General features: G+C 72.8%; 13 protein-coding genes and 1 pseudogene. 11 read left to right on the top strand and 3 right to left on the bottom strand.

What is annotated here, in order from left to right:
- Both EBO35_RS01980 and EBO35_RS01985 read right to left on the bottom strand, forming a co-directional pair.
- Complete coding sequence (locus EBO35_RS01980) at positions 1-1,197, bottom strand: cytochrome P450 (RefSeq protein WP_241153818.1); 1,197 nt, start codon at positions 1,195-1,197, stop codon at positions 1-3.
- Positions 1,194-1,721, bottom strand: a complete 528-nt coding sequence (locus EBO35_RS01985) for a GNAT family N-acetyltransferase (RefSeq protein ID WP_122816240.1) — start codon at positions 1,719-1,721, stop codon at positions 1,194-1,196. The genes EBO35_RS01980 and EBO35_RS01985 overlap by 4 nt, the downstream gene beginning before the upstream one ends.
- A gap of 57 nt (positions 1,722-1,778) precedes the next feature.
- On the opposite strand from EBO35_RS01985, the gene EBO35_RS01990 reads away from it, so the two are divergent.
- Positions 1,779-2,414: an MBL fold metallo-hydrolase gene (locus EBO35_RS01990; RefSeq protein WP_122816241.1), complete on the top strand. Its 636-nt coding sequence runs from the start codon at positions 1,779-1,781 to the stop codon at positions 2,412-2,414.
- Positions 2,415-2,416: 2 nt separating this feature from the next.
- On the opposite strand, the gene EBO35_RS01995 is transcribed toward EBO35_RS01990, so the two are convergent.
- Positions 2,417-3,700, bottom strand: coding sequence for an isochorismate synthase (locus tag EBO35_RS01995; RefSeq protein ID WP_122816242.1), 1,284 nt, complete (start codon positions 3,698-3,700; stop codon positions 2,417-2,419).
- A 95-nt stretch (positions 3,701-3,795) separates the two neighbouring features.
- Here EBO35_RS01995 and EBO35_RS02000 point away from each other — a divergent pair, with 95 nt between their 5' ends.
- From EBO35_RS02000 to nuoH, 10 genes and pseudogenes are all read left to right on the top strand, one after another.
- On the top strand, positions 3,796-4,404 hold the full coding sequence (locus EBO35_RS02000) for a hypothetical protein (RefSeq protein WP_122816243.1): 609 nt from the start codon (positions 3,796-3,798) through the stop codon (positions 4,402-4,404).
- A 19-nt stretch (positions 4,405-4,423) separates the two neighbouring features.
- Positions 4,424-5,152 (top strand): demethylmenaquinone methyltransferase, encoded by a 729-nt coding sequence (locus tag EBO35_RS02005; protein ID WP_206422640.1) that lies wholly within the window; start codon positions 4,424-4,426, stop codon positions 5,150-5,152.
- A gap of 302 nt (positions 5,153-5,454) precedes the next feature.
- Positions 5,455-5,814, top strand: a complete 360-nt coding sequence (locus EBO35_RS02010) for an NADH-quinone oxidoreductase subunit A (RefSeq protein ID WP_122816245.1) — start codon at positions 5,455-5,457, stop codon at positions 5,812-5,814.
- A gap of 36 nt (positions 5,815-5,850) precedes the next feature.
- On the top strand, positions 5,851-6,405 hold the full coding sequence (locus EBO35_RS02015; protein WP_122816246.1) for a NuoB/complex I 20 kDa subunit family protein: 555 nt from the start codon (positions 5,851-5,853) through the stop codon (positions 6,403-6,405).
- Complete coding sequence (locus EBO35_RS02020) at positions 6,402-7,154, top strand: NADH-quinone oxidoreductase subunit C (protein WP_122816247.1); 753 nt, start codon at positions 6,402-6,404, stop codon at positions 7,152-7,154. The genes EBO35_RS02015 and EBO35_RS02020 overlap by 4 nt, the downstream gene beginning before the upstream one ends.
- Entirely contained in the window at positions 7,154-8,515 is a 1,362-nt protein-coding gene (locus EBO35_RS02025) for an NADH-quinone oxidoreductase subunit D (protein ID WP_122816248.1), read from the top strand. The genes EBO35_RS02020 and EBO35_RS02025 overlap by 1 nt, the downstream gene beginning before the upstream one ends.
- Positions 8,512-9,300, top strand: coding sequence for an NADH-quinone oxidoreductase subunit NuoE (nuoE, locus tag EBO35_RS02030; RefSeq protein ID WP_122816249.1), 789 nt, complete (start codon positions 8,512-8,514; stop codon positions 9,298-9,300). The genes EBO35_RS02025 and nuoE overlap by 4 nt, the downstream gene beginning before the upstream one ends.
- Positions 9,293-10,627, top strand: coding sequence for an NADH-quinone oxidoreductase subunit NuoF (gene nuoF / locus EBO35_RS02035; protein WP_122816250.1), 1,335 nt, complete (start codon positions 9,293-9,295; stop codon positions 10,625-10,627). Before nuoE ends, nuoF begins: the two co-directional genes overlap by 8 nt.
- On the top strand, positions 10,624-13,044 hold the full coding sequence (locus tag EBO35_RS02040) for an NADH-quinone oxidoreductase subunit G (protein WP_122816251.1): 2,421 nt from the start codon (positions 10,624-10,626) through the stop codon (positions 13,042-13,044). The genes nuoF and EBO35_RS02040 overlap by 4 nt, the downstream gene beginning before the upstream one ends.
- Positions 13,041-14,222, top strand: a pseudogene (gene nuoH / locus EBO35_RS19680) (NADH-quinone oxidoreductase subunit NuoH); the annotation flags it as partial. The gene EBO35_RS02040 and the pseudogene nuoH, both read left to right, overlap by 4 nt.
- Positions 14,223-14,349 lie beyond the last annotated feature (127 nt).

Raw genomic sequence — 14,349 nt, forward strand, 5'->3', positions numbered from 1 at the left:
TCAGCCCGGGTCGGGGCGGAACCGGATCGGGAACCGGACCGCCCCGGTGTTCCCGGAGACCGGCAGCCACACGCCGGGCCCGTCCGGCACCGCGTCCGGCATCCGACGGGCCAGCAGCGGGAGCGCGACCGCCAGGTCGGTGCGTGCCACGAGGTGGCCGAGGCAGTGGTGGATGCCGGCCCCGAAGCCGTGGTGCGGCGGTCGGGTGGCGGTGATGTCGAGGGCCGGGTCGCCCATGGCCTCGGGGTCGGTCCCGGCGCTGTGGGAGAGCGCCTGCACGATGCCGCCGCGGGGGATGTGCAGGCCGTGGAAGTCCACATCCTCGATCGCCTCGCGGGTCACCCAGGTGACTGTCGGGTTCACCCGCATCACTTCCTCGACCGCGTTCGGGCCCAGGTCGGGACGCTCGGCGAGCAGCCGCCACTGGTCCGGCCGGGCGAGCAGCGTCTGCAGCGCGAGGCCCAGCTGGTTGCGGGTCGTCTCCATCCCCGCGAAGGCCAGGAAGACCAGCGCGACGCCCAGCTCGTGGCGGCTGAGCCGCTCGCCGTCCTCGCTGGCCCGGACCAGCGTCGTCACCAGGTCCTCGCGGGGCCGGGCGATCCGGTCGGCCACTACCTCGTCCAGATAGCCGTGCAGGCCGGTGATGGCCGCCTCGATCCGCGGCACCTGTCGGGCGACGTCGACGGAGAAGGAGGCCCCGAGGTCGTCGGCCCACCGGGCCACCTGCTTCCAGTGCGCCTCGTCCAGCCCGAGCAGCCGGCAGATGATCCGGGCGGAGTACGGCTCGGCGAACTCGCCGATGAACTCCACCTCGCCGCGGGCCGCGAACCCGTCGACCAGCTCCTCGGCGAGGGCCCGGAAGGACGGGGCCATCGCCTCGATCGCACGCTTGCGGAACGCCGGCACCATCAGCCGGCGGATCCGGGTGTGGTCCTCGCCCTCGAGGCTGAGCAGGGTCTCCTTCCACCAGCCCGCGAACAGCCCGGAGGAGATGCCGTTCTGCTCGGGCCAGCGGGCGTTGCCCTGCCGGAACCGGCGGTCGCGCAGCAGCTCGGCGGCCTCGGCGTACCGCAGCACCGCCCAGCCCCACGGCGTCTCGGCGTACCAGCCCTCGGCGCGGGCGGCGTGCACCTGCGCGGAGGTGACGTCGAAGGCCGGGTCGGCGAGGTCGAGGTGGCGCACCGGCGTCGCGGTCACCGGCCGGCCCGCACCATCCGGACGTGCCGGCCCTCGTCGAGCTCGTCCTCGGTCCCGTCGAGGCGGAACCCCTGCCGCTCGTAGAACCGGATCGCGTGCTCGTTGGCGCCCGGCACCCACAGGTACGCCGCGCGGTCGCCGACCGCGGTCCGGAACAGCTCGTAGCCGACCCCGCTGCCCCACCACGCGGCCCGGACGTAGAGCGCGGTGAGCTCGAGCGCGATGTCGTCGGCGAGGTCGTTGTCGCGGCCCGGGCCGGTGCTGGCGAGCCCGATCAGCTCGCCCTCCGCGGTGGTGTCGACGGCGACCCAGGTGGGCTGGTCGCCCGCGAGGAGCTCTCGCCAGCGCTCGACCCGCGCGGCGACCCGGTCCTGGCGGTCGTCGAGCAGCTGGCGCGGCATCAGGCCGGCGCCGGCGTCGTCGAGGACGTCGTCGAGCACGTCGGGGTGCAGGTGGGCGAGGAGCTCGGCGTCCGCGGGCGTGGCCCGACGGACCGCCACGTGGTCCAGCGCGTGCTCGGTCATGGCAGCATCGTAGGGAGCCGGGACCGGCGGGCGACCCGGCCGTTTAGATTGAGCGCCATGCGGATCACGAAGTTCGGCCATGCCTGCGTCCGGATCGAGCACGACGGCACGACTGTCGTGGTCGACCCGGGCCTCTTCGCGACGCCCGAGGCGCTCGACGGGGCCGACGCGGTGCTGATCACCCACGAGCACTTCGACCACTACCAGCCCGACCTGCTGCGCGGCACCGACGCCGCCGTGTTCACCGTCGACGCCGTCGCGGCGAAGATCGCCGAGGACGCCCCCGACGTCGCCGAGCGGGTCACGGTGGTGCAGCCCGGCCAGGAGCTGGACCTGGGCCTGCCGGTGCGGGTCGTCGGCGAGCTGCACGCGGTCATCCACCCGGAGTTCCCGCGGGTCTTCAACAGCGGCTACGTGCTGACCTGCGGGGACCGGAAGGTCTACCACCCCGGCGACGCGCTGACCGTGCCCGGCGAGCCCGTGGACGTGCTCCTGGTCCCCGCCTCCGCGCCGTGGATGCGCACCTCGGAGGCCGTGGAGTTCGCCCGCGCGGTGGGCGCCCCCCGCAACCTCGCGATCCACGACCGGGTCTACTCCGACTTCGGGCACGGGGTCGTCGAGACGCAGATGAACGCGTTCCTGCCGCAGGCGGGCCAGGAGTACCTCCGGCGCGCCGACGGCACCGACCTCTGAGGTCAGGGGGCGAGCGAGTCCCGGACCGGGACGAACTTCGCCTGCGCCTCGGCGAGCTCGGCCTCCGGGTCGGAGTCGCCGACGATGCCGCAGCCGGCGAAGAGCCGCACGGCGGCGCCCTCCACCGAGGCCGAGCGCAGCGCGATACCCCACTCGCCGTCACCGGCGGCGTCCATCCAGCCCACCGGGCCGGCGTACCGGCCCCGGTCCATGCCCTCGATCTGCGCGATCAGGGCAGTGGCGACCGGGGTGGGGGTGCCGCCGACCGCAGCGGAGGGGTGCAGCGCCTCGGCGAGCTGGAGCGAGGAGACCGTCGCCGCGTCGTGGACGACGCCGGCCACGTCGGTGGCCAGGTGCATGACGTTGGGCAGGTGCAGCACGAACGGCGCCTCGGGCACGTTCATCGAGGAGCAGTGCGGGTCCAGCGCGTCCGCGACCGAGCGCACGGCGTACTCGTGCTCCTCGAGGTCCTTCGAGGAGCGGGCCAGGGTGGCGGCCAGGGCGAGGTCGCGCTCGTCGTCGCCGGTACGCCGGATCGTGCCGGCCAGCACGCGGGAGGTCACCAGCCCGCGCTCGCGGCGCACCAGCATCTCCGGGGTGGCGCCGAACATGCCGTCGACGTGGAAGGTCCAGCACATCGGATAGAGCTGCGTGAGCCGCCGCAGCGGCCAGCGCACGTCGACCGGCTCGGTGGCGGTCGCGATCAGGTCGCGGGCCAGGACGACCTTCTCCAGGTCGCCACGGGAGATCCGGGCCACGGCGTCCGCGACCACGCTCATCCACCGCTCGCCGTCGAGGGCGCCGTCGGCGAACGCGATGCCGACCGGCGCCTCCGGCGGCTCCTGGGCGGTCAGCTCGGGGCGGGGCGCGGGGGCGTCGGCGCCGACGGTGGTCAGCCAGGTCCGGTCGCCCCGGCGGCCGACCACGACCCGCGGCACGACCAGGACGGAGTGGCCCGGCTCGGCACCGAACGCGAACGAGCCGAACGAGACTAGGCCGGTGCCCGGCTCCTGGACCTCGTCCTCGACGTCCGCGCGGGCCGTCGTCTCGCTCCACCACTTGGCCGCGTCGGCGAACCGGGTGGGGCCGCTGGTCCGGATCTCCGCGGCGACGCCCCAGCCCACGAGGCCCTCCCCGCGGCGCAGCCAGGTCACGGGCCGGTCGGCCGGCAGCAGCGCGAGCAGGTCGTCAACGTCGGCCGGGTCCAGTGCCACGGTCCGGGCGACCAGCGGACCGTCCGGCGCACCGCCGGTCGGCGGGCCTGCCGGGGTCGAACTCGTCGTCACGCCTGCGAGCCTACGCCGCGCCCGCAGGCCTTCCGGGACCGGTCAGGGGTGGCCGGGCGACGGTCGGGCCACCGGGGCTCGGTACCGTCGAGCCTGTGAGTCGTACTCCTGCCGCCCAGCGCATCACCGGTATCGCCCTCGGACTGGTCAGCCTCGGACTGCTCGTGGTCCTGACTGTGCTCCTGCCGGAGGCGGAGGGGTCCACGGACTCCGACGCGCCGAAGCTGCCCGACACCATCGAGGTGCCCGTCGAGCTGACGGCGATGGACCTCACCGCCGGCAAATCCGGCGCCGAGGTCGAGACCGCCGAGACCCAGGGCGAGCTCTACGCGAAGTCCGCCGAGGAGCTGGAGACGATCTTCGGCGCCAAGGCCGCTGTGCGCTCCTACTCCGACGAGCAGCAGCAGGTCCAGCTCACGGTGACGGCCGTCGCCGTGGAGGCCGGCGCCTACACGCCGGCCGGCCCGCCGGTCGACGCCGCGCTGCTGGGCCTGGAGCGCAGCACCCGCGAGCTGGTCAAGGTCGGCGAGGGCGTGTGCGCGGTCTACTGGTCCCAGCCGGTCGCGGAGGGCGAGGAGATCCCCGACGAGCAGCCCTCCGGTCTGCAGTGCCAGCTCGGGGCGGACGGGACCACCTGGCTGCTCGAGGGTGTCGGCCTCGACCCCGAGGAGGCCATCGAGGTGCTCGAGAACCTCGCGGCCTGAGGCCCGGGCCGGCGGCCGGATGTCCGCCGCCGCTCGGCGACGGCCTAGTGTTCGGCGCGTGGCCCGCGCAGAACTCGACAAGCAGCCCTCCGACGTACGGCGCATGTTCGACGCCGTGGCGAAGCGCTACGACCTCACCAACGACGTGCTCTCGCTGGGCCAGGACCGGCGCTGGCGCACCGCGGTGATCGCGGCGGTCGACCCCCGCCCCGGCGAGCTGGTGCTCGACCTGGCGGCCGGCACCGGCACCTCCAGCCAGCCCTTCGCCGACCGCGGCGCCACGGTGGTCCCCTGCGACTTCTCCCTCGGCATGCTCCGGGTCGGCAAGCAGGCGAGGCCGCACCTGCCGTTCACCGCCGGCGACGGCACCCAGCTGCCGTTCGCCGACGACACCTTCGACGCGGTCACGATCTCCTTCGGCCTGCGCAACATCGTCGACCCGCTCGCCGGTCTCGCCGAGATGCGACGTGTGACCAAGCCCGGGGGCCGGCTCCTGGTCTGCGAGTTCAGCCACCCCACCTGGTCGCCGTTCCGGCTCGTCTACCTCGAGTACCTGATGAAGGCGCTCCCCCCGATCGCCCGGGCGGTCTCCTCCAGCCCCGACGCCTACGTCTACCTGGCCGAGTCGATCCGGGCCTGGCCCGACCAGCGCGGCCTCGCCGACCTGGTCGCCGCCGCGGGCTGGCAGCGCCCGGAGTGGCGCGACCTGTCCGGCGGGATCGTCGCGCTGCACCGCGCCACCGCCTGAGGGCGCCGACCCCGCCGTACTCATCCCCGCTGCTGCCCGGATCCCGGGCGAGCGGTGAGCCTGCCACCGAGCGCGATCGTGGGCGGTGAGCCTGCCACCGAAATCCTCGGCCGAACGGTGGCCTGCTCACCGCTGCCCCACGGGCCCGCGGGCCCGCCCGCGCGCCCGCCCGTGGACCGGATCCACCCCTCCGGGCGGTGATCGCCGACCCGCTGTGCGCAACGTGGGGATCAGTGGCACACTGTGCCCCACACCACTTAGTGATTCTATTCACAAGTTCACGATTGCGCGGAGGAGTGCCCGTGGAGCTGTACGTCCCGGTGGTCGTGCTGACGGTGATCGCCACCGTCTTCGCCTTGGGCGGGCTGGCCATGGCCTTCCTCGTCGGGCCGCGCCGCTACAACCGGGCGAAGCTCGACTCCTACGAGTGCGGCATCGAGCCGACTCCCCAGCCGGTCGGCGGCGGCCGGTTCCCCGTGAAGTACTACATCACCGCGATGCTGTTCATCGTCTTCGACATCGAGATCGTCTTCCTCTATCCGTGGGCCGTCCACTTCGACGCGCTCGGGATCTTCGGTCTGGTCGAGATGGTGCTGTTCATCGCCACCGTCTTCATCGCCTACGCCTACGTCTGGCGCCGCGGCGGGCTCGAGTGGGACTGACCGGGCGCGACGGCGTGGGAAGAGAAGAGAGCTGAGATGGGTATCGAGGAGAAGCTCCCCAGCGGAGTTCTGCTGACCACTGTCGAGGGCCTGGCCGGCTACATGCGCAAGGCCTCGTTCTGGCCGGCCACCTTCGGTCTCGCGTGCTGCGCGATCGAGATGATGACCTCCGGCGGCCCGAAGCACGACACCGGCCGCTTCGGCATGGAGGTCTTCCGGGCCAGCCCCCGCCAGGCCGACCTGATGATCGTCGCCGGGCGGGTGAGCCAGAAGATGGCGCCGGTCCTGCGCCAGATCTACGACCAGATGCCCGAGCCGAAGTGGGTGCTGGCCATGGGCGTGTGCGCCAGCTCGGGCGGCATGTTCAACAACTACGCGATCGTGCAGGGCGTCGACCACGTCGTTCCGGTCGACATGTACCTGCCGGGCTGCCCGCCGCGCCCGCAGATGCTGATCGACGCGATCCTCAAGCTCCACGACAAGGTCCAGGCCACCAAGCTCGGCCCGCACCGGCTCGCCGAGATCGAGGAGACCGAGACCGCCGCGCTGCGGGCCCTGCCGCTCACCGAGATGAAGGGCCTGCTGCGGTGAGCGACCCCGAGAGCAAGCCCGAGCGCACCACCGGGCCCGAGCAGGCTGCGGTCGACCAGTCCCCGGTCAACGTCCCGGCCCCGACCGGCCACGAGGTCCGGCAGGTCGGCGAGCGGCACGGCATGTTCGGCGCGAGCGGCTCCGGCGACACCAGTGGGTACGGCGGCCTGCGCACCGCGATCGCCTACCCCGGCAACGCCCGGCGCCCCTACGGCGGCTGGTACGACGAGGTGGCCGACGCGCTCGAGGCCGCGCTGGCCTCCGAGGGGGTCGAGCACGCGCTGGAGGGCGTGGTCATCCACCGCGGCGAGCTGACCCTGCACGTGCGCCGCAACGACCTGCTCGCGGTGATGCGCCAGCTGCGCGACCAGCCGGCACTCCGCTTCGAGCTGTGCACCGGCGTGAGCGGGGTGCACTACCCCGAGGACCACGGCCGCGAGCTGCACGCGGTCTACCACCTGTGCTCGATGACCCACAACCGCCGGCTCCGGGTGGAGACCACCGCACCGGACGCCGACCCGCACGTCCCGTCGACGGTGTCGGTCTACCCGGCGCTGGACTGGCACGAGCGCGAGACCTGGGACATGTTCGGGCTGATCTTCGACGGCCACCCCGCCCTGACCCGGATCCTGATGCCCGACGACTGGCCGGGCCACCCGCAGCGCAAGGAGTACCCCCTGGGCGGCATCCCGGTGGAGTACAAGGGCGGCTCCGTGCCGCCTCCCGACCAGCGGAGGAGCTACAGCTGATGGTCACCACGAGCTCGACCACCGGATCCGACCAGGACACCTACGCCGCCGGTGCCGACACCGCCGAGGGGCGGGTCTTCACCGTCTCCGGCCAGGACTGGGACCAGATCGCCGACGGCCTCGCCGAGGAGGCCGAGGAGCGGGTCGTCGTCAACATGGGGCCCCAGCACCCCTCGACCCACGGCGTGCTGCGGCTGATCCTCGAGCTGGACGGCGAGACGGTCACCGAGGCCCGGTGCGGCATCGGCTACCTGCACACCGGCATCGAGAAGAACATGGAGTACCGCACCTGGACCCAGGGCGTCACGTTCTGCACGCGGATGGACTACCTCGCCCCGCTGTTCAACGAGACGACCTACGTGCTGGGCGTGGAGCGGCTGCTCGACATCGAGGACGAGGTCCCCGAGAAGGCCCAGGTCATGCGGGTGCTCCTGATGGAGCTCAACCGGATCTCCTCGCACCTGGTCGCGATCGCGACCGGCGGCATGGAGCTCGGCGCGCTGACCGTGATGACGATCGGCTTCCGCGAGCGCGAGCTGGTCCTGGACCTGTTCGAGCTGATCACCGGCCTGCGGATGAACCACGGGTTCATCCGCCCCGGCGGCGTCGCCCAGGACCTCCCGGTCGGGGCGCTGGACGAGATCCGGGCCTTCATCGCCCTGATGCGCAAGCGGCTGCCCGAGTACGCCGCGTTCTGCAACGCGAACCCGATCTTCAAGGGCCGCCTCGAGGGCGTCGGCCACCTCGACCTCGAGGGCTGCCTCGCGCTCGGCATCACCGGCCCGGTGCTGCGCAGCACCGGCTACCCGTGGGACCTGCGCAAGACCCAGCCCTACTGCGGCTACGAGGAGTACGACTTCGACGTCCAGACCTGGGACACCAGCGACGCCTACGGCCGGTTCCGGATCCGCCTGGCCGAGATGTGGGAGTCCCTGCGCATCGTCGAGCAGGCCGCCGACCGGCTGGCCGGGCTCGAGGGCGCGCCGGTGATGATCGCCGACCGGAAGATCGCCTGGCCCAGCCAGCTCTCGATCGGCAGCGACGGCCAGGGCAACAGCCTCGACCACATCCGCCACATCATGGGCGAGTCGATGGAGGCCCTGATCCACCACTTCAAGCTGGTCACCGAGGGCTTCCGGGTGCCGGCCGGGCAGGCCTACGTGCCGATCGAGTCGCCGCGCGGCGAGCTCGGCGCGCACCTGGTCTCCGACGGCGGCACCCGCCCGTTCCGGGCGCACTTCCGCGACCCGTCGTTCAACAACCTGCAGGGGACCAGCGTGATGAGCGAGGGCGGCATGGTCGCCGACGTGGTGGTCGCGATCGCCTCCCTCGACCCGGTCATGGGAGGAGTCGACCGATGAGCACGACCCCCGCGCTCGACGACACGGCGTACGCCGAGCTGGAGCAGATCGCGGCCCGCTACCCGCAGCCCCGCTCGGGGCTGCTGCCGATGCTGCACCTGGTGCAGTCGGTGCAGGGCCGGATCACCCCCGAGGGCATCGAGGCCTGCGCCGACATCCTCGGCATCTCCGCCGCCGACGTCAGCGGCGTCGCCACGTTCTACACGATGTACAAGCGCAAGCCGGTCGGCGACTACCTGGTCGGCGTCTGCACGAACACGCTGTGCGCGGTGATGGGCGGCGACGCGATCTTCGAGCGGCTCCAGGAGCACCTCGACGTCGGCAACGACGAGACGACGCTGCTGCGCGACGGCGACAGCGCGACGATCTCCCTGGAGCACGTCGAGTGCAACGCGGCCTGCGACTACGCGCCGGTGGTGATGGTGAACTGGGAGTTCATGGACAACCAGACCCCGTCCTCGGCGGTCCAGCTGGTCGACGACCTGCGCGCCGGGGCCGAGGTGCGCTCCACCCGCGGCCCGCGGATCTGCACCTGGCGGGAGGCCGAGCGGGTGCTCGCCGGCTTCCCCGACGGCCGGGTCGACGAGGGGCCGGCCGCCGGGCCGGCGTCGCTGGCCGGTCTGACCCTGGCCCGCGAGCACGGCTGGACGGCGCCCGACTCCAGCACCCGGGCCGCGAGCGCCGCCGACTCCGGGACCGACACCAGCAAGCTCTCGGCCGCCTCCACCGCCGACACCTCCCGGGCGGAGTCCGAGACGATCGAGCAGGAGACCCACGATGACTGAGCTCGACGAGCGTGGGCGCGACGGGGGAGTCCTGACCCCGGTCCTCACCGACACCTGGGACACCGAGCGGGCCTGGACGCTCGCGGCGTACACCGAGTCCGGCGGCTACCGGGCCCTGGACCGGGCGCTGGCCATGGAGCCCAGCGCGGTCGTGGAGGCGGTCAAGGACGCCGGCCTGCGCGGCCGCGGCGGCGCCGGCTTCCCGACCGGCATGAAGTGGTCGTTCATCCCGCAGGACAACCCGCGCCCGAAGTACCTCGTGGTCAACGCCGACGAGTCCGAGCCGGGCACCTGCAAGGACATCCCGCTGATGATGGCCAGCCCGCACACGCTCGTCGAGGGCGTGATCATCAGCTCCTACGCCATCCGCGCCAACACCGCGTTCATCTACATCCGCGGCGAGGTGCTGCACGTCATCCGCCGGGTCCAGGCCGCGGTCGCCGAGGCGTACGCCGCCGGCCACCTCGGCACGAACATCCACGGGTCCGGCTTCGACCTCGACGTGGTCGTGCACGCCGGCGCCGGCGCCTACATCTGCGGCGAGGAGACGGCCCTGCTCGAGGGGCTCGAGGGCCGACGCGGCCAGCCCCGGCTGCGCCCGCCGTTCCCGGCCGTCGCGGGCCTGTACGCCAGCCCGACCGTGATCAACAACGTCGAGTCGATCGCCTCGGTCCCGAGCATCGTCGGCAACGGCGCTGACTGGTTCGCCTCGATGGGCACCGAGAAGTCCAAGGGCTTCGGCATCTTCTCGCTCTCCGGGCACGTGACCCGCCCCGGCCAGTACGAGGCGCCGCTGGGCATCACGCTGCGCGAGCTGCTCGACCTCGCCGGCGGCGTCCGGGCCGGTCACGAGCTGAAGTTCTGGACCCCCGGCGGGTCGAGCACACCGCTGTTCACCGCCGAGCACCTCGACGTCCCGCTGGACTTCGAGGGGGTCGCGGCCGCCGGGTCGATGCTCGGGACCCGCGCGCTGCAGATCTTCGACGACTCGGTGTGCGTGCTCCGGGCCGTGCTGCGCTGGACCGAGTTCTACAAGCACGAGTCCTGCGGCAAGTGCACGCCCTGCCGCGAGGGCACCTGGTGGCTGGTGCAGACCCTGGCCGCGCTGGAGCGGGGCCAGGGCACCGAGGCCGACCTCGAGCTGCTGCTGGACCAGTGCGACAACATCCTCGGCCGCGCCTTCTGCGCGCTCGGCGACGGCGCGACCAGCCCGATCACCAGCTCGATCCAGCACTTCCGCGAGGAGTACCTCGCCCACCTGACCCACGGCGGCTGCCCGTTCGACCCGGTGGCCGCCACCGCCTTCGCGACCGAGGGGGTCTCGTGACCACCACACCGGACAAGGTCTCGACCGAGACGGACCTGGTCACGCTCACCATCGACGGCATCCAGGTCAGCGTCCCGGCCGGAACCCTGGTGATCCGCGCCGCCGAGCAGGTCGGGGTCCAGATCCCGCGCTTCTGCGACCACCCGCTCCTGGACCCGGTCGGCGCCTGTCGCCAGTGCCTGGTCGACATCCCCGACGCCGGCAACGGCCGGGGGTTCCCCAAGCCCCAGGCGTCCTGCACGATCCCGGTCGCCGAGGGCATGGTCGTCAGCACCCAGGCCACCAGCGCCGTCGCCGACAAGGCGCAGCAGGGGATCATGGAGTTCCTGCTGATCAACCACCCGCTCGACTGCCCGGTCTGCGACAAGGGCGGCGAGTGCCCGCTGCAGAACCAGGCGATGAGCAACGGGCGGGGCGAGTCGCGGTTCACCGGCGTGAAGCGCACCTACCCCAAGCCGATCAACCTCTCCGCCCAGGTGCTGCTCGACCGCGAGCGCTGCGTGCTGTGCGCCCGGTGCACCCGGTTCTCCGAGGACATCGCCGGTGACCCGTTCATCGCGCTGCTCGAGCGGGGTGCGCTCCAGCAGGTCGGCATCTACGAGAAGGAGCCGCTGCAGAGCTACTTCTCGGGCAACACGATCCAGATCTGCCCGGTCGGCGCGCTCACCTCCGCGGAGTACCGCTTCCGCTCCCGGCCCTTCGACCTGGTCTCCACCCCGGCCGTGGCCGAGCACGACGCCTGCGGCGCCGCGATCCGCGTGGACCACCGGCGCGGCAAGGTGATGCGCCGGCTGGCCGGCAACGACCCCGAGGTCAACGAGGAGTGGATCACCGACAAGGACCGCTTCGCGTTCCACTACGCCCGGCAGCCCGACCGGCTCGGCTACCCGATGGTCCGCGACCGGGTCGAGGACGGCGGGGACGGCGACCTGCGCCCGGCGTCCTGGACCGAGGCGTTCGCGGTTGCGGCGCGCGGGCTGCGCGCGGCGGGAGCCGTCGGCGTGCTTCCCGGCGGGCGCGTCACCGCGGAGGACGCGTTCGCCTACAGCGCCTTCGCCCGGGTCGCCCTCGGCACCAACGACGTCGACTTCCGGGCCCGCCCGCTCTCCGCCGAGGAGGCCGGCTTCCTGGCGGCCGAGGTCGTCCTCGGCGCGCCCGGCGCCGGCGGGGTCACGTACGCCGACCTGGAGGCGGCCGGCACGGTCGTGCTGGCCGGGCTGGAGCCCGAGGAGGAGGCCGGCACCCTGTTCCTGCGGCTGCGCAAGGCCTCCCGGCACGGCACCCGTGTGCTCTCGGTCGCGCCGTACCGCAGTCGCGGGCTGCGCAAGGCCGGCGGCAAGGCCCTGATCGCTGGTCCCGGCGAGGAGGCAGCGGTCCTCGACTCCCTCGTCGAGCACGGGGAGCACGGCATCGACGCCACCTCGGTGGTCCTCGTGGGCGAGCGGCTCGCGACCTCCCCGGGCGCGCTCAGCGCAGCGGCCCGGCTGGCCCGGCGCACCGGGGCCAGGCTGGCCTGGGTCCCGCGCCGCGCGGGGGACCGCGGCTCGGTCGAGGCCGGCTGCCTGCCGAACCTGCTGCCCGGCGGCCGTCCGGTCGCCGACCCCGCCGCCCGCGTCGACGCCGCGACCGCCTGGGGGGTCGAGCACCTCCCCGAGGCCCCCGGTCGGGACGCCGACGCGATCGTCGCGGCCCTGGTCGCGGGCGAGCTCGGCGGCCTGGTGATCGGCGGGGTGGACCCCGACGACACCGCCGATCCCGCCGCCACCCGCGCCGCGGTCGCGGCCGCGTCCTTCGTGGTCGCCCTGGAGCTGCGCGAGACCGAGGTGACCCGGGCCGCCGACGTGGTCTTCCCGGTGGCCTCGGTCGCCGAGAAGCCCGGCACCTTCGTGACCTGGGAGGGCCGGACCCGCCCCTTCGAGCCGGTGTTCGTGAACCCGTCCGCGCTCGCCGACTCCCGGGTGCTCGCCGGCATCGCCGAGGAGCTCGGCCGGCCCCTGGGGTTCCGCACCGTCGCGGAGGTCCGCGCCCGGATGATCGAGATGGGCCCCTGGGACGGCGAGCGGGCCACGGCGTACGACGTCCCCGCGCCGGCGGCGCCGGCCGCCCCGGAGGGGGAGGCCTACCGACTCGCCAGCTGGAAGCTGATGATCGACAACGGCTCGATGCAGGACGGCGACGACAACCTGCACGCCACCGCGCGGGTCCCGGTGGTCCGGGTCCCGACCGGCGTCTTCGAGCGGTACGGCCAGATGGTCACGATCACCGGCGACCGGGGATCGGTGACCCTGCCGGCCGTGATCAACCGTGAGCTGCCGCCCGACGTGGTCTGGGTGCCGGGCAACTCCTTCGGGCGCGGCGTCCTCGCCGGGCTCGCCTCGCCCGGGTCCCGGGTGCACCTGACGGGAGGGATGTCATGAGCCCGGTGCCGCTGCCCCTGACGACCGACGTGAGCCTGGACGACTTCGGGCACGACCCGTGGTGGCTGGTCCTGGTCAAGGCCGTGCTGATCCTGGTCCTCCTGCTGCTGCTGACGCTGTTCAACATCTGGTTCGAGCGCCGGGTCGTGGGCCGCATGCAGCACCGCCCCGGCCCCAACGTCAACGGCCCCTTCGGGCTGCTGCAGTCGCTGGCCGACGCCCTGAAGCTGATCTTCAAGGAGGGGATCATCCCCAAGGCCGCCGACCGGACGGTCTACCTCCTGGCGCCGCTGATCGCGGTCATCCCCTCGTTCATCACGTTCGCGGTGATCCCGTTCGGGCCGGTCGTGGACGTGCCGTTCACCGACATCAGGACTCCGCTCCAGCTGACCGACATCCCGGTGGCGGTGCTGTTCGTGATGGCGATCGCCTCGATCGGCATCTACGGCATCGTGCTCGGCGGCTGGTCCAGCGGCTCGACGTACTCCCTGCTCGGCGGGCTGCGCTCCAGCGCCCAGATGATCTCCTACGAGGTCGCGATGGGCCTGGCGCTGGTCGCGGTCTTCCTCTACGCCGGGTCGATGTCGACCTCCCAGATCGTCAACGCCCAGGACGACCTGTGGTTCGGGCTGATCCTGCTGCCCTCGTTCGTGATCTACGTGATCGCGATGGTCGGCGAGACCAACCGCGCCCCGTTCGACCTGCCCGAGGCCGAGGGCGAGCTGGTCGGCGGGTTCCACACCGAGTACTCCTCGATGACGTTCGCGCTGTTCTTCCTGGCCGAGTACATCAACATGGCCACGGTCTCCGCGCTGGCCACGACGCTGTTCCTCGGCGGCTGGCACGCGCCGTTCTGGATCGACGAGCTCTACCCCGGGTTCAACGAGGGCTACTGGCCGGTGCTGTGGTTCCTCGGCAAGGTGCTGTTCTTCATCTTCTTGTTCATCTGGCTGCGCGGCACCCTGCCGCGGCTGCGCTACGACCAGTTCATGGCGTTCGGCTGGAAGCGGCTGATCCCGGTCGCGCTGCTGTGGATCGTCGCGGTCGCCACCGTCCGGGCGATCTCCCTGGAGGGTGGCCTGGACCGGCGCTACCTGCTCATCGGCGCCGGCATCCTCGCCGTCCTCTTCCTGGTCCTGTTCTTCGTGGGCGAGGACGAGGACGAGGAGACCCCGGCGGCGGCCGAGCCCAGCCAGCCCCGGGCCCCACCACCACCGCCGGCTTCCCGGTGCCGCCGATGCCGGCCGGCGGCCCGGTCCGCGGAGCGGCCCCGCCGCTGCGCTTCCCCACCAGTCCCACGGTCCG

The sequence above is a fragment of the Nocardioides pantholopis genome, assembly GCF_003710085.1.
Classification (GTDB): domain Bacteria; phylum Actinomycetota; class Actinomycetes; order Propionibacteriales; family Nocardioidaceae; genus Nocardioides; species Nocardioides pantholopis.

Coding starts and splice junctions, on each gene's coding strand:
- EBO35_RS01985 (WP_122816240.1), bottom strand. CDS start 1,721: ATGACCGAGCACGCGCTGGACCACGTGGCGGTCCGTCGGGCCACGCCC.
- EBO35_RS01990 (WP_122816241.1), top strand. CDS start 1,779: ATGCGGATCACGAAGTTCGGCCATGCCTGCGTCCGGATCGAGCACGAC.
- EBO35_RS02005 (WP_206422640.1), top strand. CDS start 4,424: ATGTCCGCCGCCGCTCGGCGACGGCCTAGTGTTCGGCGCGTGGCCCGC.
- EBO35_RS02015 (WP_122816246.1), top strand. CDS start 5,851: ATGGGTATCGAGGAGAAGCTCCCCAGCGGAGTTCTGCTGACCACTGTC.
- EBO35_RS02025 (WP_122816248.1), top strand. CDS start 7,154: ATGGTCACCACGAGCTCGACCACCGGATCCGACCAGGACACCTACGCC.
- nuoE (WP_122816249.1), top strand. CDS start 8,512: ATGAGCACGACCCCCGCGCTCGACGACACGGCGTACGCCGAGCTGGAG.
- nuoF (WP_122816250.1), top strand. CDS start 9,293: ATGACTGAGCTCGACGAGCGTGGGCGCGACGGGGGAGTCCTGACCCCG.